Source organism: Verrucomicrobiia bacterium (genome assembly GCA_035577545.1).
GTDB lineage: Bacteria > Verrucomicrobiota > Verrucomicrobiia > Palsa-1439 > Palsa-1439 > Palsa-1439.
In genome coordinates this window covers 85,657-105,725 of the sequence record DATLVI010000022.1, presented here as the reverse complement: position 1 = coordinate 105,725, position 20,069 = coordinate 85,657, and the positions used below count along the sequence as shown (strand labels likewise).

Here is a 20,069-nt window from a genome sequence, read left to right as displayed (position 1 = left end):
ACTTGTTCGTCAGACCAGCGCGTCCTACTTCAGCGCGCCGTCGTGCCGGAGGTTCTGGACGATTTGGCGGGTGGCTTTGGATTTGTTCAGAGTGTAGAAGTGCAGGCCGTCGACCTTGGCGGCGAGGAGTTCGCGGCATTGACGGGTGGACCAGTCAATACCGTATTGCGCGACGAGATCGGGGTTGTCGGCGATCGAGTCGAGATCGGCGAGCATGTTTTCGGGGATGACCGATCCGCACATCGCGGTGAATTTCTTGATCTGCGCGACGTTCGTCACCGGCATGATACCGGCGATAATGGGCACGGTGATGCCGATTTCCCGGCAGCGTTTCACGAAGTGGAAGAAGTGTTTATTATCGAAGTAAAGTTGCGTGATGATGAAGTCAGCACCGGCTTCCACCTTGTCCTTGAGCCTTCGCAAATCGGTCTCAAAATCAGGCGCTTCGGGATGTTTCTCCGGATAGCCGGCGCAACCAAGGCTGAAGGTGTCGCCGAATTGTTTCCGCAGGTGGCGCAGCAGGTCCACGGCGTTCTTGAAATCGGGAAACCAGCCTTCGGGCGATTCGGGCTGGTTGGCCGGCCGGTCGCCGCGGAGGGCGAGGACGTTTTCGATGCTATGTTTGGCAAAATTCTCCAACACGCCATCGATGTCTTTGAGTGTCTGGCCGACACAGGTGAAATGCGCCATCGCTTCGAGGCCGAATTGTTCCTTGATCTTCAGCGTCACCTCGAGCGTTCGGGCGCGGGTGCTGCCGCCGGCGCCGTACGTGCACGTGGCGAACGACGGGCGCAACTCGTGCAGGTGGCCGAGTGTCTCCAGCAGATTGGCCATTGCCTCGTCGTTCTTCGGGGGGAAGAACTCAAAGGAGATTGTGGGCCGCGTGGTTTTGAGGATGTCGCTGATTTTCATCGAGTCGTCACGGCTCGGCGGGAGCCTCGCCCTCCCCTATTTGTCGAGAAACTTCCTGTAGAACGGCGACTTTTCGTAGTCGCGGGCGACCCGTTCCATAATGCGGTCGCGCTCGTCGATGAGCCGTTTCGGTTTGCGCGGCTTGACCTTGTCGATGGCGTACGAGGTGATCAGCGGCAGGGCGACGGTGCTATCGACGTAGCAAACGACCGCGTCGGGAAGTTTCTTGGGGTCGACCTTGCCCCAACTGACGGCCTCTGCCGGCGTGGCGCCTGAGAGCCCGCCGGTGTCGGGACGCGCGTCGGTGACCTGGAGAAAGTAATCATGACCTTTCTCGTCGAGACCGAGGACTTCCTGGATTTGCGGCTCGGTTTGCAGTATGAAGTTTTTGGGCGACCCGCCGCCAAGGATGAACACACTGGAGTTGCGGCCGTTGCGCTTGGCGTCATAGACGATCCCGGCAGTCTGGTTGACGTCGCGGTTCACGTCGAATTGAAGCTTGTTACCGGCGAGGCTCATGGCGGCGACGTTCATGCCGATGGAACTATCGCCGGGACTACTAGTGAAACACGGCACGCCGTACTGGTAGGCGACAGAAATGAGCGAGGTGTCCTTCAGGCCGAGTTTTTTCTCGCGCCGATAGACATATTTGCCGAGGAGGTAGTGAAATTCATCCGTCCCCATCGAACGCTGAAACTCCGGGCCGTTGATCACCTGGCGGATGAAGGCATCCGTATCGAGCAAGACCCGGTAGTCGAACAGGATGTCGTAGATGCGGATGATCTGGCGTTTGCGGAGTTCGACGTCATCGAGAAACGGCGAGCCGCGATACAGCTTCATGTCGAGACCGTAATGAATGTCGTGGTAGAGGTTGGCGCCCGTAGTGATGATCCAGTCGATGAACCCGGCCTTGATGAGCGGGATGAGGCAGGATTTGCCCAGCCCGGCGGGCACGAGGGCGCCCGTGAGGCTGACACCGACGAGACCGTTGCGCGGCAGCATCTTGCCCGCGAACAGCTCGCAGCCTTCGCGGAGACGGGCGGCGTTGTAGGCCTGGAACGTCTCGGCGACGAGCTGCGAAGCTTTCATCCCCTTGCTGATCGCTCCGGGATCGAGACGGGAGAAGCGGCGGAATTTGTTCGAGTTTTTCATGGGATCGAGATTTTTCTTCGTGCAAACGACCGAGTGAGACCCTAGAATTAACAACCACTCAAACTTTTGGCAACCTATTTAGGAGGACTAATCCCATGGAGCCACGAGAGATTCGCATCGGCCATAGCCCTGACCCGGATGACGCGTTCATGTTTTACGCCTTGACGCACGGCAAGCTGGACACCGCCGGCCTGACGTTCAAACACGTAATCAAAGACATCGAGAGCCTGAACCATCTGGCGGTCGAGGGAGAGCTGGAGGTCACGGCGTTGAGCGTACATGCGTACGGGTACGTGATGGACAAATACGCGTTGCTGAGGAGCGGCGGGAGTTTTGGAGACAAGTGCGGGCCGATCGTGGTGGCGCGCAAGCCGATGGACGTGGGCGAACTGGCCGACGACCGGATCGCCGTACCCGGCACGATGACCAGCGCGTACCTGTTGTTGAAGCTGTTGTTGATGAATTTCAAGTTCGAGGTCGTACCCTTCGACAAGATCATGGACGTGGTCAAGGACGGCGAATTGGACGCCGGGTTGCTGATACACGAGGGACAGATCACGTACGAAACGATGGGACTGCACAAGATTGTCGATCTCGGCGCGTGGTGGCATGCGGACACGGGGTTGCCCGTGCCGCTGGGCGTGAACGGCGTGCGCAAGGATCTCGGCAAACAGTTGATGCAAAAGATCTCGGAGTTATTGACGGCCAGCATTCGCTACGCGCTGGACCATCGCGAGGAAGCCGTCGCGTACGCCCGTGAGTTCGGTCGCGGCATGGACGCGGCTATGACGGATCGGTTTGTGGGAATGTACGTGAATCCACTGACGTTGGACATGGGGCCGAAAGGACGCGAAGCCATCGCGCTCCTGCTCACCCGGGCCTACCATGCGGCGTTGGTGCCGCGGCCGGTGAATTTGGAGTTCGTCGAATAATGGCGCTCTGCGGGCAACCAAGAGCGCGGGGCGCAAAACGAAGCTGGCGAGTCCCTTTCCAAGGGCTGGCACTGCTCTTATTCCTCATGACTGCTCGCATCTCTTTGGCCCAGTGGGACTTCACCCATGCGGGCGACCCCAACCGAAACTGGGGAGTGACTGCCACGGAGACCGTGGGATACGATGATAATTTCAACGCAGTCGAGAAGAATCCGCAGGCCGGTGTCAGGTATATTTCCGACCTTAAGTTCCGGGCAAATGTTCCCTTGGAACGCTTTTTTGCGGGGATGCAATATGATTACGGCGTCACCTACCCGCGCGATATCAATTTGGGTGGGATTGATGAGACCCACAATCTCAGCGCGGGCGCCACTTACACAGTCAACCCACGGTTGACACTCAACGCCAACGAGAACTTTGTCACTTCTCTTGAGCCACAACTTGTGCAAGGGGCCGCCAAGGCACCCGTTACAATTGTGCAAGCGGGTACATATGTTTACGACAGCGCGGGAGGGGGCGTGGTCTATTCATTGTCACCGAGGTGGAACGTGTCGGCCAACGGCTCGTGGGACATCTGGAGGTACCAGGAAGCAGCCATCGCGACCAACAACGATCGTGAAGATTACACGGCAACGCTGTCAGCACTCTATCTGTTCGACTCACGCACCACGGTCGGGTTGAACTATCAAGTCGGCGAGAACGTTTTTGTCAATCCCGGCACGAACAGCGCCCGGAACGCAATTTCACACACGTTGTATTTGTCCGCCGTGCGAAGATTCAATCCACGCTTGTCCCTTTCAATCAACGGCGGCTATACGGTCCGTTATTCACCGGATGGGTCCCAGAGCACTTCCCCGTCATTGTATGGATCGCTCGTTTACAATTACGGCCCAATCAATACAATTACGCTCACCGTTGCCCAATCGCTCAGCGAAGCCACCGTGGGCGTCACCGGGCAATTCAGTGCCCAGCAAAACACAAGTTTTGTTGCAGAAATCAGTCATCGCCTCACCACGAGGCTCCGCGTCATCGGCGACATTACGTATGTCTACAGCTCTTTCACACAGCCGCTGGGCGGAGGAGGAGGACCGTCTGGCCCGGTAGCGGTAGGTGGCTTTCAGAACCCGACTTTTATCGGACCGGTGGGTGGTGCCACGATAAGCCCGAACGATCAGGCCCTCACACTCCATCTTGGCCTGAACTACGCTTTTAGGAGCTGGGTGTCGGCTGTCCTGAATTACGATTACTATCAACTGACCTCATCTGAAGCAGCTTTGGTTCAACCGTATACGCGCAACCAGGCCAGCGCTGGAATCAGCCTGGTATACTGAATATCCACATCAAGCTCCATCTGGCAGGTCTGATGGAAGCACGGGGCAGAGCCAACGGTTGCGAACTTCGGAACCTTCCTTAGCCGCTCTCCGCCATGGGGTTGGCCTGACTTTTTACTTGCGTTGGCACAGAACATGGTGTGTATTGTCCAGCCTCCGATAGGCAGATTTAACCGGATTTATGCAGCAAAACGACGCAAAGCCATCACAGGAATCGAGACTACAGTTTCTCGACTACTGGCGGGTCATAAAGACGCGCAAAGTGATCGTCCTGCTGCTCTTTTTGTTGTCTGGTTTGACGGCTTTCACCGTTTCGCTTTCCCTACCGAAGAAATACTCGGCGTCGGCGCGCATTAAAGTTGAGGCTGAGAAACCGACCGTGGACCTTTTTGCAACCGCACAGGCTACCGGGTATGACCCATACTTCCTCCGGACCCAGTATCAGATCATCCAATCCCAGAAGATTCTCTATCCGGTCATCGAATTCTTCAAACTGCAGGACAAGTGGGGTCTGCCCATGGACATCGCTTTGCGGCGATTGAAGGGCCAGCTTTTCGTCCGCCAATACCCGGATACGTCGCTTATTGAAATTGGGATGATTGACCACGACGGCCGTCTGGCGGCCGATGTCGCCAACAAGATCGCGGAAGTTTTTGAAAGCAACCGTCTGGAGGAGAAACGGCAACAAACCCAAAAGGGAATCGACAAGCTTCGTGAGGAACTGACCCAGCAGGAGGAACGGGTCCGCGTCGTGCAGGAGAAAATCGAGCGGCTCCGCAAGGAGTTGGGTGTCCCGGTCGTGGGAAATGTCAAGATGAGCGACATTACCATGGAACATTTGGAGAGCCAGTTGTCTGATGCGCGCAACCTGGTCATCACGACCGAGGCGCGCCTCAACGAGGTAAGGAAACTCAATCCCCTGCAATTGCGGAACGCCATCAACACGCTGACCAGCGATGCCACTGTTCAGTCGCTATTGCAGCGGCTGACGGAAACCGAAACCAGCCTGGAAATCCTGAAACAGGATTTTGGTCCGGAACACCCCACTGTCCTCGCAATGATCGCCCAGCATGACAAGCTCTATGACCAGCTCAACGAGCGCATGGAGGGAATCAAGAAGGGCTTCGAGGTTGAATACGCCGTGGCCAAGGCCCGCGTCGACGATCTTCAGACGCGATATGACGAGGCCAGGAACGCCAGTTTCTCATTGGAAAGCGACAAGTATCTTCCCTTCCGGAATGCTCAACGAGAGGAAGATCTGGAGATGAAACTCGAGGAAGCGGTGAACTCCCGTCTCCAGCAAGCGACGATCGAAATGAACTTGCCCCGTAATCCCGTGGAAGTGATCGATTACGCTCAGGTGCCCCTGCCGCAAGCCTACGTTAGTCCGGCGATTGTCAGCAATACGGTGATGGGTTGCGTGGCCGGCTTGATACTGGGCGTGGCGTTGGCGTTCTTCATCGAATTCCTCGATACCAGCATCAAGAAGATTGAAGACATTGAGAAGTATTTTGGACTGCCGGTGCTCGGCGTTGTTGGACAGCAGGCGGGATTACTCCACCGGGGAAGCGTTTCCATGGCGCACCTCGAGGCCTTCCGCATGTTGCGTACGAACATCGAGTTCGCCAAGCCGGATAGCGCAGTGACCTCACTATGCGTGCTCAGCGCGGGTGCGGGGGAAGGCAAGTCTTTCACCATCGTCAATCTCGCCTTCGTCTACGCGCAACATGGCGCGCGCGTGCTCGTCGTCGACAGCGACCTGCGTCGCCCCAACGTGCACGAGGACTTGCGTATTTCCAACGCCATCGGCCTGGCCGATTACCTTGGCGGCACGAAGACCGTACCGGAGATCATCCAGTCGACGGAGATCCCAAATGTTTCGGCCATCGCGGGGGGCAGCGGTGGTACCGCGAAGGACGCACTGCCTCTATTGACGTCGCACCGAATGGCGGACCTGATCGAACAGGTGGGACGACAGTTCGATGTGGTCCTGTACGACACGCCGCCAATCCTCGGCGTCAGTGATGCCGCCATTATGGCCCGTGAAGTCGGCTACTCTATCTTCGTGATACAGCATCGCCGCTACCCCCGCAACATGGCGCGGCGCGCCATACAGGTGGTCCAGAACGCGGGCGGAAAACTCCTCGGTGTCGTTGTCAACAATGTGCAGCTTGGCCATGATGAGACGTACTACTATTATCACGATCAGGTGGAGCATTATCAACACACGCCGGCCCGCGCGCCACAGCCCCTTGCGGCGGCAAAGCCATTGGACAGTGATGAGATCGATTTGTCTGGAAAATACTAGGTGCGGCCGGCTCGTCGCCAACGCCGGTGCCATGGAATCATTCACCACATCGCAGGTAAACTGACTTGATAACCTCAACTCGATTGTTCAAGCGCTACGTATCATTTACCTGGCTGATTGTGACAGGGGTCGCCCTCTGCCTGTTCTCGGGGTGCAGTTCCATTCACGACCTGTCTGGCGATTCGTCCCCTCCCAATCCCGGTCACACCGCAACGACCAGCAGTTCTGGTTCTTCTTTCCGTCCCAATTCGAACCCTACGGCCACTCCCAGCGATGAGATTGCGGGACGGCTGCGCACGGGTGATAGCCTGTCGGTCCGCATTGATAGCGGCGGCGCCCAGTCGACAACCCCCCCCGCGTCGGACCTCACTGTCGACGAAGACGGCAATATCTCGCTGCCGCTGGTGGGACCGATCAAGGCTTCGGGACTCACCCCAAGTGAACTGGCGGAACGCATCCAGGCCAATTACGTCCCGCGTTATTACGTGCGTTGCAACGCGACCGTGCTGGTGGCACAGCGGTTCTTCTACGTTGGTGGAGAAGCGCGCAATCCCGGCCGTTTTCCCTGGAGCGAAGACACGACGTTGCTGAAGGCCATCAATACCGCCAGTGGGTTTACGGACTACGCGAACCGTCAGAAAGTACAGTTGACCCGCGGCGGAAATGTGGATGTTTACAACTGCGAGAATCTGCAACGAAACCCGGTCAAGGATCCGCCCATCCGGCCCGGCGACACGATTACGATTCCTCGCAGCATCTTTTAGCCAATCAGCACCGGAATCGGTGTGCCAACGGGAGGGGTCGCGCGATGTGTGACCAATGGTGAATCACCACCCCACCAATCGGAGAATCCGCAGCGTCTGGACGGGCCCGCAGTCTCCCGTCGGGCATGCCTGCCAGACCGCCGTTGTCGCCCTCGGCGCCTTGATCCTGGTGTTTGCCCCGCTGGCGTTTGGCGCGGTCCGGTTCTGGGCCCTGGGACCGATCCTGGTTATCATCGGTCTGGCAGGTGTGCTGTGGATAGTTCGTATTCTCTCGACCCGCGAGATACCGGTGGTCTTCTCGGCCCTCGGACCACCGGTCATCGCCCTCGCCGCGTACGGTGTCATCCGTTATGGTTTGAGCGAGATCGAGCCGATCGCTTGTGGGGCCATGATGCAGGCGTTGGGTGCGGGGCTCCTTTTTTTCCTGATCCTCAATAACTTGCGCCACCGCTGGCACGTTACCGTGTTTGTTTGGACACTGGTCGGCACGGGGGCGCTCGTGGCCGTGTACACGCTGTGGCAAGTGTTGCTGGGCGGAACCTGGGTGTGGGCCTTTCCGCAGTATGACCAGTATCTCGGCAGCGCCAGCGGCACGTTTGTGAGTCCGTATCACTGCGCCGCGTACCTGCAAATGGTGTTCCCGATTGCGGCCGCCAACTTTCTGTTTTCGCGACGGAGCTTTGAACAGAAAGTCGCGATGGGGATCGCTTGCCTGCTGATCGTCGCGGCACTATTGCTCACAGCGGCGCCGAACGGTTGGCTGGGCTGGCTGGCCAGCGTTATCGTCCTGCTCGTTTACATCATCAAGCGCGGCGGCAAGAAATCTCGCTGGCTCCTGGTCGGGGTCGGATTGTTGGGGCTGCTGCTCATCGTGGCACTCATCGGGCTGTTGGCGGGAAGCGACACGGGACGTGGTTTCATCTCCGCGGAGAGGCAATCTCGGGCAGTTTTGTGGCGGAATGCCTGGGAGATCGCGCGCGGTAACGTCTTGATCGGGGCAGGACCCGGTATGTTCCGCTGGCTGTATCCCACGCAGCGCGCGCTGCAGGGAGTGCTCGACTCCGCCCAGAATGAATACCTCAATGTGTTTGCGGAATATGGCGTGATTGGCCTCGCGCTCGTGCTCTGGGTGCTGGCGGCGTTCGTGATGGGCGCCACCCGGATCCTGTCCGTGCGCGCCTCCCGGTACTCTGCATCCACGCTGTCAAACCGCTACGCCTTCACGGTCGGCGGACTCGCCGCCGTTGCGACCCTTGCCGTCGGGTCGGTCTTCGATTCCAGCTTGCATGTGCCGGCGAACCTGTTCACCGTTGTCGCCATCATGGCCACCACGCTCACGTGCGGTGTTCACCCAAGCGGGAAGATGGATGACGATGAAGAGTTGCCGGGCCGTTATACACCCCGGTCGTTGAAGGGACTGAACAAGCTGGCGCTGGTCGCGACGCTGGCGGGCGTCCTCCTGCTGCTGGCGTCGCGGTTGAGCAAGAGCTATCCGTCGGATATTTGTTTACGGCTAGCGGAACGCGATCGGCGCCGCTGTGATTGGCAGGCCGCGGAAGAGCATTACCGGCGGGCCTGGAATTTTGACCGCCGCAACTTCGAGGTCACCCGCGCTCTTGGCGATTTCTTTAGTGCCCGCGCCACGTGGGACATCGCGCGGCGGGAGCCGCTGCTGGACGAATCGCTCACCTGGTACGACCGCACGCTTACCGCCAACCCGCATGACGCGGATGTGAATGTTAGAATGGGACGGGTGTACGACGCGCTCGGTAAACGCGAACTCGCCAGCGAGCGCTACCAGCGGGCCATCCTGGCCGACCCGCAAAACGCCACCTATCACACCGAACTGGCTTTGCACTATCAGCGCTGGGGCGAAATGGACGATGCCGTCGCCAGCTTCGCGCGGGCGTATGAATTGGGTGGTGACGACCTGCGGCCGGGAATTGAGTTACGGCAACTTGGCAAGCTGGATTCATGAGCCTCTCGGCCGACACCCTGCGTCGCCTCACGGAAATTGTTGGCCCCGCCAACTTCCAACATTCGGCTGAAGAGCGGATCGCGTACAGTTACGACGCGACACCCATGCTGGCGCGCCTGCCTGAAGCTATTGTCTTTGTCGAGTCCGCGCCGCAAATCTCCGATGTGTTGAAACTGGCGAATGGGGAAGGTTTCAAGGTCGTCCCGCGCGGCAGTGGCACGAATCTCAGTGGCGGGACGATCCCCATGGAAAACTGCGTCGTGCTCGTCACGGTGAAGATGGACAAGATCCTGGAGATTGACCCGCGCAATCTTACCGCCCTCGTCGAGCCCGGTGTCCTGACCGCGCGCATTGATGAAGCGGCGGGCGCGCACGGGCTGTTCTATCCACCCGACCCCGGTTCGATCAAGATTTCGACCATCGGCGGCAACGTCGCTGAAAACTCCGGCGGGTTGCGCGGACTTAAATACGGTGTCACGCGCGATTGCGTGCTCGGCTTGGAGGTGGTCCTGCCATCGGGTGAACTGCTACGGTGCGGCACGAAATGCGTCAAGGATGTCGCGGGTTATTCTCTCAAGGATCTCTTCATTGGCAGCGAGGGCACCCTCGGGATAGTCACACAGATTCTACTGAAGCTTCTCCCGCGCCCCGCCGCGCGCCGGACGATGCTCGCCACGTTCGCTGCGATGGCCGACGCTGCCGAGACGGTCTCCGATATTATCGCCCACAAGATCATCCCCTGCACTCTGGAGTTTCTCGACAAGACCACGATCGCCTGTGTCGAAGACTACGCGAAGATTGGTTTGCCGTTGGACGCCGAAGCCATCCTGTTGATGGAGACGGACGGTCATCCTGTCGTCGTCGAGGAAGAATCGACGCAGATGATCGAACTTGCGCGGGCCCACCGCGCCCGCGACGTGCGCATCGCGAAGGATGCCGCCGAAGCTGAAAAACTCACCTCGGCCCGTCGCGCCGCGTTCAGCGCGCTCGCGGGCGTGTCACCGACAACAATCCTGGAAGATGCCACCGTCCCGCGCAGTGAGTTGGCTACAATGATCGCATTCATCCAGCAGACCGCCGCGAAATATCAACTGCGCATTGGTATTTTCGGTCACTTCGGCGACGGCAATCTGCATCCCACATTTCTCTGCGACGAGCGCAACCCGGAAGAGATCAAGCGTGTCCACACCGCGTTTCGTGAGATTTTTGAAAAGACCGTCGCCCTTGGCGGCACCATCACCGGCGAACACGGCGTCGGCCTGGCGAAGAAGGAATTTCTGGAACAGTTCGCTGGTCAGGCCGGTATGAACGTGATGCGCGCGCTCAAGCACACGCTCGACCCCAACCATGTTCTCAACCCCGGCAAAATCTTTGACTAGGGCGGATTGGTTGCCAGGCACAATGAGAGTTATCTTGCCTGTGAAGCACCTATTTGCTCTACTCCGTCGGCTGGGTGAACCGCAGATGATCCGCGCCCTCTGCGCGTGAAGTGTCTGCAAAAATAACCAAGGTCTTTATGGAGGTCTTCAATGAAACACCCCAGAGTCATCTTCTCGTTTGCCTTCCTGTTCGGGCTGCTACTGGCGTTATCGGCACACGCCAAGAACGTGCACACGGGCTTCAAGTCGTTTGTTAAAGGTGGCGATGATAACGCGGCCAAGGGGCGGTATTCGACCGTCGTCAGTGGCTTCGGCAACGTCGCCAGCAATGATTTTTCCTCGGTATTATGTGGCACCAACAATGTCGCCGACGGTATTGCCGCGACCGTAGGTGGCGGTGGGAACAATACGGCCAGTGGCGACTTCGCGACCGTGGGCGGGGGTGAGCAGAACCAGGCCACCACCAATAGCACGACCGTCGGCGGCGGGCAGGGCAACGTCGCCAGTGGCTTCGGCGCGGCGGTCGGCGGTGGCGCAAACAACACGGCCAGTGGCGACCTCGGGACAGCAGCCGGAGGCGCAGGCAACATCGCCAGCAACCAATACGCGATGGTGGGCGGCGGACAGGACAATGTCGCTGGCGACGTAGCCGCAACGGTGAGTGGCGGCGCAAACAACATCGCCAGCGGTTTTGTTGCGACGATTGGGGGAGGCGCAAACAACGGTGCCAGCGGCTCCTTTGCAAGCATTGGCGGGGGCCAGCAGAACCAAGCCACGACCAACAGCGCGACGGTGGGTGGCGGCTTTACTAATACAGCCGGCGGCGACCACGCGACCGTGGGCGGCGGAAAGATCAATCTCGCCAGTGGCACCGGCGCGATAGTCGGTGGTGGTGAGAACAACATCGCCAGCAGTACCGGCGCGACGGTGGGCGGCGGCCAGGCTAACACAGCCAGCGACGGGCATACGACCGTGGGCGGCGGTCTGGCCAACACGGCCACCAACGACGCCTCGACTGTGAGCGGGGGCGATTTCAACATAGCGAGCGGCGTCACCGCAACGGTGGGCGGGGGCAACAACAACACGGCCAGCGGGGCGCTGGCGACGGTGGGTGGCGGCGAAGGCAACAGCGCTGGCGGTGATTTCGCGACCGTGAGTGGAGGCGGCTTCAACAATGCCAGCGGGGATCACGCGATAGCGCCGGGCGGCGCGAATTGTCAGGCCACAGGCACCGCTAGTTTTGCCGCAGGTCGTCGCGCGCAGGCCGTCAACGAAGGCGCGTTCGTTTGGGCGGACAACAATAATTTCGCGATCTCCTCAACCACATCCAACGAGTTCACCGCGCGGGCCACGGGCGGCGTGCGGTTTGTCTCCGCGATCAACAATACCGGCACACCAACGGCAGGCGTCACGCTGGCCGCGGGCGGCGGCGCGTGGGCGTCGCTCAGCGACGTGAATGCCAAGGCCAACTTCGCCGACGTGGATGCGCGGGCGTTGCTGATGAAGCTGGCTAACATCCCGGTGAAAACCTGGAACTACAAATCGCAAGCCGAATCCATCCGTCACATCGGGCCGACCGCACAGGATTTCAAGGCGGCGTTTGGCGTGGGCGAAGACGAAACCCGCATCACGACGGTGGACGCCGATGGCGTGGCGCTGGCCGCCATCCAGGGCCTTTATCAAATGTTGCAGGAGAGGGACACCTCCATCATCGAATTACGCCAACAAATCCGTACGCTGCAGGAACAGATGCAGAAACTGCAACTGTCATCACACTAGCGCGACGCCACTGAATGCACTCGCAGAACCTTCTTCAGCAGCTGGACTACTCCGTCCTGCAGCAATGCATTCATTGCGGGATGTGCTTGCCGACGTGTCCCACGTACGAAGCAACGAAGCATGAGACCAGCAGCCCGCGCGGGCGCATTGCGCTGATGCGGGCGGTGGCGGACGGGCGGCTCGCGCCGAATTCCCCGCAGTTCGCCGACGAAATGTATTTCTGTCTCGGCTGCCTGGCCTGCGAGACTGTTTGTCCCGCGGGCGTGAACTACGCGGAGATGATTGAGTACGCCCGCGCGGAAGTGGAATCCAGCGGAGCGAAAGCCGGCGCGCAACGAAACCTCATTCGCGCGTTCGCGCTGCGGTGGTTGTTCGCCAGGCCCCACCGGCTGCGGTTCATCGCGAAGCTTCTCCGTTTCGATGAAGCCGTTGGTTTTTCCCGGGCCCTCGCATTGCTTCTGCCGCGCCGCCTGCGGGAACTGCGCGCGCAGCAGCCGAAGATTTGCGACAAGTTCTCCTTCGATTTGATACGGGAAACCGAATCACCCACGACTCCTCATCGCTATCGCGTCGGTTTGCTGGTGGGCTGCGTGCAGGATGTCGCGTACTCGGATGTGAACCGCGATACCGTGGACGTATTGCTGGCGAACGGTTGCGAAGTCTTCACGCCGCGAAAGCAGTCTTGCTGTGGTTCTTTGATGGGACACAACGGCGAACTCGATTTGGGGAGAAAGCTGGCGCGCCAAAACCTCGATGCCTTTCCGTTTAAAGAGCTCGATGCAATCATCGTCAACAGCGCCGGTTGCGGTTCTTTCATGAAACGTTACGGGCATTTGCTACCGGACGATCCGCGCGCCAGGCTCTGGGATGAGAAGGTCTATGACATCCATGAGTGGCTGGTGAAGATTGGCATCCAAACGCCGCGTGAGGGCACGCGGTCTACAACGGTGCGCGTCACGTACCACGAGGCGTGTCATCTCGTGCACGGCCAGAAGATCTCGCAACAACCACGCGAACTGCTGCGCGCGATTCCCGGTGTGGAACTGGTTGAGTTACCCGAGGCTACATGGTGCTGCGGGTCGGCGGGCATTTATAATATCACCCAGCCGGAGATGAGCCGGGCGCTGTTGGAACGCAAAGTGAAACACATTGCCGCAACCGGCGCGCCGATCGTCGCGACCGGCAACCCCGGATGCATCGGGCAGATCCGGTACGGGGTGCGGGAGTCCGGATTGGATATCAAGGTCGTGCACCCCGTCACACTTCTGGCACGAGCCTATCGCGGTGAGATGTAATCGGGGAAATGGCGGAGGGGGTGGGATTCGAACCCACGAATGCCTTACGGCATTACTGGTTTTCGAGACCAGCCCGTTCAACCACTCTGGCACCCCTCCGAAACCGGGCCCAGAGTAGCGCAGTGCTGACGATGGCGCAAGCCATCAGGGCAGGAAGGTCGTGTACTGGGTCACGCCGTCGACGAACACGGGTTGGTAGTAAATCCCGTTGAATTGATACGCGATGCCGCCGTTGACAACCACCTGTATGGCCCCGGGCGGCAGTTCTGGGACTGTAACCCCGATTGGTGTAGGCGCGATGACATAGCCATCGCCCTGCTGCACATAAAACGCGCCGCCGGCATAATAATATGTCTGGCCTCCGGCATCGATGGCGACCGCGCCATCGGGCAATTCCGGCACGTCCGCTCCGACCGGCGGATAAACTTCCTGGTAGCCCCCATCCGCTGGTTGGTAGTAGAGGCCATCGTCGTAGTAATAGGGGGACCCACCCACCACGACCGATACGCATCCCACCGGCAGGATGGCAAACCGCGCACCAAACCTAAAGTTGTTCCAATGCCGCCGGTGATGGAAGTCCACATCAACGTCGTGATGCACGTAGACGTCGTGATGCATGTTGAAATTATGGGGCCCGTCGAACGGTCGCTGGACCGGTCGGGGAGCGGGATGTTCGTCCACATGCCGGACGCTTCCATGGTTGGAACGGTTGACGAACGCAGGTTGACTGTGTTGTACGGGTGCACGCGCGGGTTCGCTGCGCTGTGCGGGCTCAGGACGACCGCCTGGTAGCTGGCGCTGTGCGTAAAGGAGCGGCCATGCGACCAAAAGCGCAGTCAGGCTGACCCAGATTTTTCGGCGCAAAATGGAATTGGCAAATCTCATGGTTATTTGCCCTCTTGTTGATGCGTTTGATTTCTGGCTTTGATCTCTTCCACATCGATCTTCGAGGCTCCCGACGGCGGCTCGAAAACGAACAGGAAGTCGGGCGGTTTGGTTTGAAAATCCCAGTTGGAGAAAATCGCCGTGTATTCCGGGGTGCCTTCCTCATCCTTATAGGTAATGACGATTTTGCGGGGTACCGGCTTCATACCATCCTCGATCCAGATCTGCCAATCAACTCTGCCCAACGAGAACGCGAGGTGTTCACAGGGCGTGCCGAGAACTGTTACCGGGCCGATGTCCCGCCCCGAAACGATCTTCCGCACGGCGCTTTCGTAAGGATCGCTGACGATGAGGTCTTCCAGCGGCATCTCGATTCCGAAGCGATCGCTGGCGGCGTCCAGCGCCTGGTCAAGCGAAGCCGGGGCGGGAACGCTCCCGTAGAAATTCTGCACGCGATCGAGAAGGGTTAACGACTTGCCATCATAAAACAACTCGCGATTGCGACGTGTGGAATGCACCTCCGCGTGGAAACGGTCAGGACGGCGCACTTGAAGTCCAACGGTTCGACCGGCCTGGACTTGCTGTCCCGAGCCCAATTGCACGTCCTGCCATATCTCCGCGTTCACGGAGAAAAAGGGAGCTTGCGCCAGGTAATCACCCATACGCTTTAACAGTTTGTCCGCTGAGGGATCGACGACCGGCTTTGCATCCGTCGGCTTCACATCCGCCCCGAAGATGGATACGGTCCAAAGACCTGCCAGCGCGAAAACAGCGAGAATCGAATGCAACCTGTGGGTGTTGGGATGGATCGTTCGGCCCGGTTCTTTCATAGGTTCCTCCGTCGACTGATCAGCGTAACGCCGTAATTCACTATAATTCAGCACTTGGGTTTTACAACCGGATTGGACAATCGGACCCATAAGGCCGTTCACCGCCAGCGTTGGCGCAAGCCGTCACTGATGAGGTTGAAGGACAACACGGTCCAGGTGATGGCCAGGCCGGGCGCGACGCAGAGCCAGGGTGCGATGCGGAACGTGCTGCGTTCTTCGCGCAACATCATGCCCCATTCCGGCACGTCAGGCTGGCCCGTCAACCCGAGAAACGCCAACCCGGCGGCTTCGAGCACGGCGCTGCCGAGCGTGAGGGTTGTCAGCACGAGGATCAGTCCCGCGCAGTTCGGCAGAATTTCCAAGGCGGCGATGCGCCACTGACCCGCGCCAGTGGCCCGCGCCGCAAGCACGTATTCCTTCGCACCTTCCGACACGAAGGCCGCACGTACCTGTCGCACGACGGTTGGCAAGCTCGCAATGCCAACCGCGATGGCAACGCTCGTGGGCGATGGGGAGAGGATTGTCAACGCGACGAGCACAAGCAGGATCGAGGGGAATGCCAACAGGAAATCTGTTGCGTGGCTGATGGCCGCATCGAACCATCCTTTCAGAATACCCGCAGCCGCTCCGAGGACGGTTCCCAGCAAGATTGCAATCGCGGTGGCTCCAAGAGCAATGCCCAGTGTCGCCCGCGCGCCGTACAGCAGTCGCGTTAGTACGTCGCGGCCCACTCCGTCCACTCCGACCCAGTGCGACCACGACGGCGCGGCGAGAGCGAGGTCGCGATAGACTTGCTCTGTTGGCCCATGCGCGGAGATCGCGCCCGCCAGTGCTGCCGCGAGAATCACCACGGTTAGCATCGTGGAACCGACCCAGAGAAGTGAATTCCTGCGCTTCATCGCCGTAGTTTCGGATCGAGTGCGTGATGCGCGATGTCCACCGCGAAATTCGCGATCATCACCATGGCCACGAGCGCAAGCAGCGCACCTTGAATCGCGGGGTAATCCCGAGCCAGCACGGCAGTGGCGATGTAACGCCCGATTCCCGGCCAGGCGAACACTGTTTCTGTCAATACCGCGCCACCCAGCAGATATGCGAACTCGACCCCGATCATCGTCACGATCGGAACCAACGCCGCGCGCAGCGCGTGGCGATAAAGAACGGTGTGTTCGCTCACGCCCTTGGCCCGGGCTGTTCGGATAAAATCCTGACCCAGCGTTTCCAGCACGGCGGTCCGCGCCACCCGCGCGACGAACGCGGCCGGGATCGTCGCCAGCACGAGCGCCGGCAAAATGAGATGATCGAGGCCGCCGCGTTCACCCGCCGGCAGCCAGCCGAGTTGCAGCGAAAACAGCAACATCGCGAGCAATCCCAGCCAGAAGACCGGCACGCTGAGACCGACGAGACTCACTGTCGTCCCAAGCGCGTCTTTCCACGTGCCCGCATGGCGCGCGCAAAAGATCCCAAGCCACACACCGGCGGCGGTGGCGATCAAGAGGGCCACAATAGAAAGTTCAATCGTTGCGGGCCACGTCCGCGCCAAGTCTTCCTTCACATCGCGGCCCGTGACAATGGACTCACCAAAACTCCCGCGCCCGATCGCATTCTTGAACCAAATCCAGTATTGCACGGCAAGCGGACGGTCAAGGGAAAGTCGTTGCCGAATCGCCGCGATCCGTTCCGGTGTCGGATTTTTCAGGAGCAACCGCGCTGGGTCCCCAGGTACCGCGCGCACGAGCAGGAAGACCGCGATGCTGGCGACGAACAGCGCCACCACCAGCGACCCCACCCGCCGCAGCAGGAACACGTGCATGGCGGAGTAGTGTAATGATGAGCCGCTGTTGCTGCGAAACATTTTCGTGGGATGTTTGGGTATTTGACGAAGAACGTCCCAATATTATACGTTGAGGCCATGTTGATTGTTCACGTTCACGTCCATGTGAAACCGGAAAACGTCGAGGCCTTCAAACAAGCCTGCGTCGAAAACGCGCGGGAGAGCGTGAAGGAGCCCGGCATCGCCCGCTTCGACGTGGTGCAGCAAGCCGACGATCCCACACGCTTTGTGTTGGTGGAGGTTTATCGCACGGCCGACGCGCCCGCAAAACACAAGGAGACCGCGCACTACGCCAAGTGGCGCGACACTGTCGCCCCGATGATGGCCGAGCCGCGGACGAGCGCGAAGTTTGGCGAGGTTTTTTGGACGGAGTAACGCCGATCTCAGGGAGCAGTTTTCGACGCCTTCACGGAATTGACCTGTTCGCCCTGGTAATTGTCGTAGGTGTTGAATTCGTCGGTGGTTGGCGGCTCGAAGGAAGTCCACCATGAATCAAGTTGTTGCTTCGTGACGACGAATGAGCCCTCTAGTCGGTCGGCATTCCTTTTGTTCAATCGATTCCACAATTCATCCTTGGGGACGTCGAGAAAGTGGAGTTCGACACTTGCACCCAGCGCGCGGGCTTTGGATTGAAATATCGTTCTCTCTTGTCTGGCCCAAAAGCCATTTTCCAAGATAACGCTTAGCCCGAGATTGAGGGCTTTCTGCGCCACGTCCCATTGCAATGATTCCACCGGGTCGCGCAGTCGATCCAATTCGACTGTATCCGAGGGATCTTTCATGATCCTCGCGATCCATTCATCAGGCGAAAATCGCAGCACGGAGCGCGACACTTCCAGTCGTTTGGCAAGGGTGGTTTTTCCCGCGCCAGGTAGTCCGCAAATTAGGAAAAGAGTCGCCATGTGATTCTGTGCTCAGGCTACGCCCGTCGGGTCCAGACCTTCAACGGTTGTAACATTTCGAAACCGATTTCCTGAGCGAGGGCGAGTTGTGGGCCGCGCTCATAACCAACCATCGGCAAATCTGGAAAGCGTTCTTGAGTCATGGTGATGCAGCCGGTCCAGAATGTCTGCGCGTTATCCGGTGTGGAAAATACATTCGACAGGCCGACTACATCGTCGGTGTGGTTTGCGATAGCGCCGGCCACGAGTGACTCGTCGTAGTAGGCGGCAATGAAGACGATTCCCGGATTGGCGAGCAGGGATGGTGGAAAGAGCCGCGGTTTGGAGGTGGATGAATTGTTTGCGAGATCGCCGTTCCAGGCGGCTTCCCATTTTGCCAGTTCAGGCTCGCTCTGGATATAGATCCAGCGGAGACCGGGAGCCGTGTGCTTGGGGAGAGGTTGCGATCGCGAGCGCCACAGCCATGTGGCTTCAAATGCCAGTTGGAAACCTAGCGCCGTTAAATCCAATGTGTTGAAACTGTCTTTGACGCCCCAATTGCCGGGCAGGCCTGTGGCTACCAAGGCTTGAATGGTTTCCAGTTGGGCTGTCATGCCGCCTTGAGTAAGGGTCACCACGTTGGGATAGAAGCGCGGGACCGTGTGGTGGTTGAGCCAGAGAGTGTCATGAAACTCACCAGATGTGCCGTGCGCGCGACAGACGTCGTCGCACCACTTCGCATTATTACGCGCGGCTTTCTCTACTCGCGGGTCCATCATTTTTAATCACGCGGCTACGTCTTGAGGAACGCGAGCAGGTCTGAGTGTCAGCACGTCGAACATTTATCGTTTCGACACCGGCTGTGCTGACTTCTTACCACTCTCGACTTTTCCCAACGGACTTTGACGGGCCGTTTCGGTTGGCTTTCCCAGAAAAGCCAACAGCTCGCGGTTCACGATTTCCGGGTGCGTCCAGGTGATACAGTGCGGCCCACCTTCTACTACTACCAGAAGGGCTCCCTTGATAAGTTTGGCGGTGCGCGGTCCCGCAGCGGTGATGGGAAGAATCCGATCGGCATCGCCGTGCATGACCAGTGTGGGCACGTCGATGCGTGCCACATCTTTACGGAAGTCACTGTACCACGTGCTCACGCACTCGAACGTGGCCGTAGCCGAGGAGGTGGCTGCGACATTCCAACTGGCCTGCACCGTTTGCTCGCTGACGCGCTTTCCCATCAACACATCGGTGTTGTAGAAATTCTTGAAGAATTCGGTGAAAAACGCGTAACGATCGGCCTTGATGGCGGTCTCGATCCCCGTGAAGACTTTTTTGTCCACGCCTTCTGGATTGTCCGGCGTCTTGAGAAGGTACGGAGGCACTCCGGAAAGGATCACCGCCTTGCTCACGTCCTTCGATCCGTATTTTCCGAGGTAGCGCGCCACTTCGCCGCCACCCATCGAGAAACCAACCAACACGAAATCACGCAATTTGAGATGTGTTATCAGTTTGCGCAAATCCTCGGCGAAGGTGTCGTAGTGGTAGCCCGTTGTTGGCTGGCTGGACTTGCCGAACCCTCGGCGATCATAGGTGATGACACGGTGTCCCGCGCTCAACAGAGCCGGCACCTGCTTCTCCCATGAGGCACCGTTCAGTGGATATCCGTGGATCAAGACAACCGGCTGACCAGAACCGTGGTCCTCGTAGTAGAGATCGATGTTCCCCGAGTTTTCCTTGCCGACAGTAATGTAGGGCATTGTACTTCTCCTTTCTTGTTCGTTAGCTCTCGTCGAAATAGATTTTTCGCCACGA

The 20,069-nt window shown here is 59.0% G+C and carries 18 protein-coding genes and 1 tRNA gene; 9 read left to right on the top strand and 10 right to left on the bottom strand.

From position 1 onward, the window contains the following. Positions 1-24: 24 nt before the first annotated feature. Positions 25-912 carry a methylenetetrahydrofolate reductase [NAD(P)H] gene (gene metF / locus VNL17_07365; protein ID HXI83894.1) on the bottom strand — a complete coding sequence of 296 codons (888 nt, stop codon included), beginning with the start codon at positions 910-912 and terminating at the stop codon, positions 25-27. A gap of 36 nt (positions 913-948) precedes the next feature. Then, complete coding sequence (speY, locus tag VNL17_07360) at positions 949-2,064, bottom strand: deoxyhypusine synthase (GenBank protein HXI83893.1); 1,116 nt, start codon at positions 2,062-2,064, stop codon at positions 949-951. 95 nt (positions 2,065-2,159) lie between these two features. On the opposite strand from speY, the gene VNL17_07355 reads away from it, so the two are divergent. The 8 genes from VNL17_07355 (at position 2,160) to VNL17_07320 (ending at position 13,830) form a co-directional block, all read left to right on the top strand. Continuing rightward, a complete protein-coding gene (locus VNL17_07355; GenBank protein ID HXI83892.1) occupies positions 2,160-2,996 on the top strand; it encodes an MqnA/MqnD/SBP family protein in 837 nt (278 codons plus the stop codon). Between the two features lie 86 nt (positions 2,997-3,082). Continuing rightward, positions 3,083-4,327, top strand: a complete 1,245-nt coding sequence (locus VNL17_07350; protein ID HXI83891.1) for a hypothetical protein — start codon at positions 3,083-3,085, stop codon at positions 4,325-4,327. A 181-nt stretch (positions 4,328-4,508) separates the two neighbouring features. Next, positions 4,509-6,635, top strand: coding sequence for a polysaccharide biosynthesis tyrosine autokinase (locus VNL17_07345; protein HXI83890.1), 2,127 nt, complete (start codon positions 4,509-4,511; stop codon positions 6,633-6,635). A gap of 65 nt (positions 6,636-6,700) precedes the next feature. Then, the gene (locus tag VNL17_07340; GenBank protein ID HXI83889.1) at positions 6,701-7,399 is read left to right on the top strand and encodes a polysaccharide biosynthesis/export family protein; all 699 of its coding nucleotides are present in this window, start codon (positions 6,701-6,703) and stop codon (positions 7,397-7,399) included. A gap of 55 nt (positions 7,400-7,454) precedes the next feature. Beyond that, positions 7,455-9,377 carry an O-antigen ligase family protein gene (locus VNL17_07335; protein ID HXI83888.1) on the top strand — a complete coding sequence of 641 codons (1,923 nt, stop codon included), beginning with the start codon at positions 7,455-7,457 and terminating at the stop codon, positions 9,375-9,377. Then, positions 9,374-10,756, top strand: coding sequence for an FAD-linked oxidase C-terminal domain-containing protein (locus VNL17_07330; GenBank protein ID HXI83887.1), 1,383 nt, complete (start codon positions 9,374-9,376; stop codon positions 10,754-10,756). The genes VNL17_07335 and VNL17_07330 overlap by 4 nt, the downstream gene beginning before the upstream one ends. 150 nt (positions 10,757-10,906) lie before the next feature. After that, positions 10,907-12,535 carry a tail fiber domain-containing protein gene (locus VNL17_07325; protein ID HXI83886.1) on the top strand — a complete coding sequence of 543 codons (1,629 nt, stop codon included), beginning with the start codon at positions 10,907-10,909 and terminating at the stop codon, positions 12,533-12,535. 14 nt (positions 12,536-12,549) lie between these two features. After that, on the top strand, positions 12,550-13,830 hold the full coding sequence (locus VNL17_07320) for a (Fe-S)-binding protein (protein HXI83885.1): 1,281 nt from the start codon (positions 12,550-12,552) through the stop codon (positions 13,828-13,830). Positions 13,831-13,839: 9 nt separating this feature from the next. Here the strand turns inward: VNL17_07320 and VNL17_07315 are convergent. The 5 genes from VNL17_07315 to VNL17_07295 form a co-directional block, all read right to left on the bottom strand. Next, positions 13,840-13,929 (bottom strand) — tRNA-Ser (locus tag VNL17_07315). A gap of 45 nt (positions 13,930-13,974) precedes the next feature. Continuing rightward, positions 13,975-14,715 (bottom strand): DUF6515 family protein, encoded by a 741-nt coding sequence (locus tag VNL17_07310; protein ID HXI83884.1) that lies wholly within the window; start codon positions 14,713-14,715, stop codon positions 13,975-13,977. Positions 14,716-14,717: 2 nt separating this feature from the next. Continuing rightward, positions 14,718-15,545 carry a DUF2092 domain-containing protein gene (locus VNL17_07305; protein HXI83883.1) on the bottom strand — a complete coding sequence of 276 codons (828 nt, stop codon included), beginning with the start codon at positions 15,543-15,545 and terminating at the stop codon, positions 14,718-14,720. A gap of 98 nt (positions 15,546-15,643) precedes the next feature. After that, complete coding sequence (locus tag VNL17_07300) at positions 15,644-16,444, bottom strand: ABC transporter permease (GenBank protein ID HXI83882.1); 801 nt, start codon at positions 16,442-16,444, stop codon at positions 15,644-15,646. After that, positions 16,441-17,400 carry an ABC transporter permease gene (locus VNL17_07295; GenBank protein ID HXI83881.1) on the bottom strand — a complete coding sequence of 320 codons (960 nt, stop codon included), beginning with the start codon at positions 17,398-17,400 and terminating at the stop codon, positions 16,441-16,443. Before VNL17_07295 ends, VNL17_07300 begins: the two co-directional genes overlap by 4 nt. Positions 17,401-17,457: 57 nt before the next feature. Between VNL17_07295 and VNL17_07290 the strand changes: the two genes are divergently transcribed. Continuing rightward, positions 17,458-17,754: a putative quinol monooxygenase gene (locus VNL17_07290; GenBank protein HXI83880.1), complete on the top strand. Its 297-nt coding sequence runs from the start codon at positions 17,458-17,460 to the stop codon at positions 17,752-17,754. Between the two features lie 8 nt (positions 17,755-17,762). On the opposite strand, the gene VNL17_07285 is transcribed toward VNL17_07290, so the two are convergent. The 3 genes from VNL17_07285 to VNL17_07275 form a co-directional block, all read right to left on the bottom strand. Continuing rightward, complete coding sequence (locus VNL17_07285) at positions 17,763-18,281, bottom strand: ATP-binding protein (protein ID HXI83879.1); 519 nt, start codon at positions 18,279-18,281, stop codon at positions 17,763-17,765. A 17-nt stretch (positions 18,282-18,298) separates the two neighbouring features. Then, positions 18,299-18,874: a hypothetical protein gene (locus tag VNL17_07280; GenBank protein HXI83878.1), complete on the bottom strand. Its 576-nt coding sequence runs from the start codon at positions 18,872-18,874 to the stop codon at positions 18,299-18,301. Positions 18,875-19,102: 228 nt separating this feature from the next. Continuing rightward, positions 19,103-20,014, bottom strand: a complete 912-nt coding sequence (locus tag VNL17_07275; protein HXI83877.1) for an alpha/beta hydrolase — start codon at positions 20,012-20,014, stop codon at positions 19,103-19,105. Between the last annotated feature and the right edge of the window lie 55 nt (positions 20,015-20,069).

Bases quoted from the DNA above. Each gene is read 5' to 3' on its own strand.
- metF (HXI83894.1), bottom strand. From the start codon at position 912: ATGAAAATCAGCGACATCCTCAAAACCACGCGGCCCACAATCTCCTTT.
- speY (HXI83893.1), bottom strand. From the start codon at position 2,064: ATGAAAAACTCGAACAAATTCCGCCGCTTCTCCCGTCTCGATCCCGGA.
- VNL17_07355 (HXI83892.1), top strand. From the start codon at position 2,160: ATGGAGCCACGAGAGATTCGCATCGGCCATAGCCCTGACCCGGATGAC.
- VNL17_07350 (HXI83891.1), top strand. From the start codon at position 3,083: ATGACTGCTCGCATCTCTTTGGCCCAGTGGGACTTCACCCATGCGGGC.
- VNL17_07345 (HXI83890.1), top strand. From the start codon at position 4,509: ATGCAGCAAAACGACGCAAAGCCATCACAGGAATCGAGACTACAGTTT.
- VNL17_07335 (HXI83888.1), top strand. From the start codon at position 7,455: ATGGTGAATCACCACCCCACCAATCGGAGAATCCGCAGCGTCTGGACG.
- VNL17_07330 (HXI83887.1), top strand. From the start codon at position 9,374: ATGAGCCTCTCGGCCGACACCCTGCGTCGCCTCACGGAAATTGTTGGC.
- VNL17_07325 (HXI83886.1), top strand. From the start codon at position 10,907: ATGAAACACCCCAGAGTCATCTTCTCGTTTGCCTTCCTGTTCGGGCTG.
- VNL17_07320 (HXI83885.1), top strand. From the start codon at position 12,550: ATGCACTCGCAGAACCTTCTTCAGCAGCTGGACTACTCCGTCCTGCAG.
- VNL17_07310 (HXI83884.1), bottom strand. From the start codon at position 14,715: ATGAGATTTGCCAATTCCATTTTGCGCCGAAAAATCTGGGTCAGCCTG.
- VNL17_07305 (HXI83883.1), bottom strand. From the start codon at position 15,545: ATGAAAGAACCGGGCCGAACGATCCATCCCAACACCCACAGGTTGCAT.
- VNL17_07300 (HXI83882.1), bottom strand. From the start codon at position 16,444: ATGAAGCGCAGGAATTCACTTCTCTGGGTCGGTTCCACGATGCTAACC.
- VNL17_07295 (HXI83881.1), bottom strand. From the start codon at position 17,400: ATGTTTCGCAGCAACAGCGGCTCATCATTACACTACTCCGCCATGCAC.
- VNL17_07290 (HXI83880.1), top strand. From the start codon at position 17,458: ATGTTGATTGTTCACGTTCACGTCCATGTGAAACCGGAAAACGTCGAG.
- VNL17_07285 (HXI83879.1), bottom strand. From the start codon at position 18,281: ATGGCGACTCTTTTCCTAATTTGCGGACTACCTGGCGCGGGAAAAACC.
- VNL17_07280 (HXI83878.1), bottom strand. From the start codon at position 18,874: ATGACAGCCCAACTGGAAACCATTCAAGCCTTGGTAGCCACAGGCCTG.
- VNL17_07275 (HXI83877.1), bottom strand. From the start codon at position 20,014: ATGCCCTACATTACTGTCGGCAAGGAAAACTCGGGGAACATCGATCTC.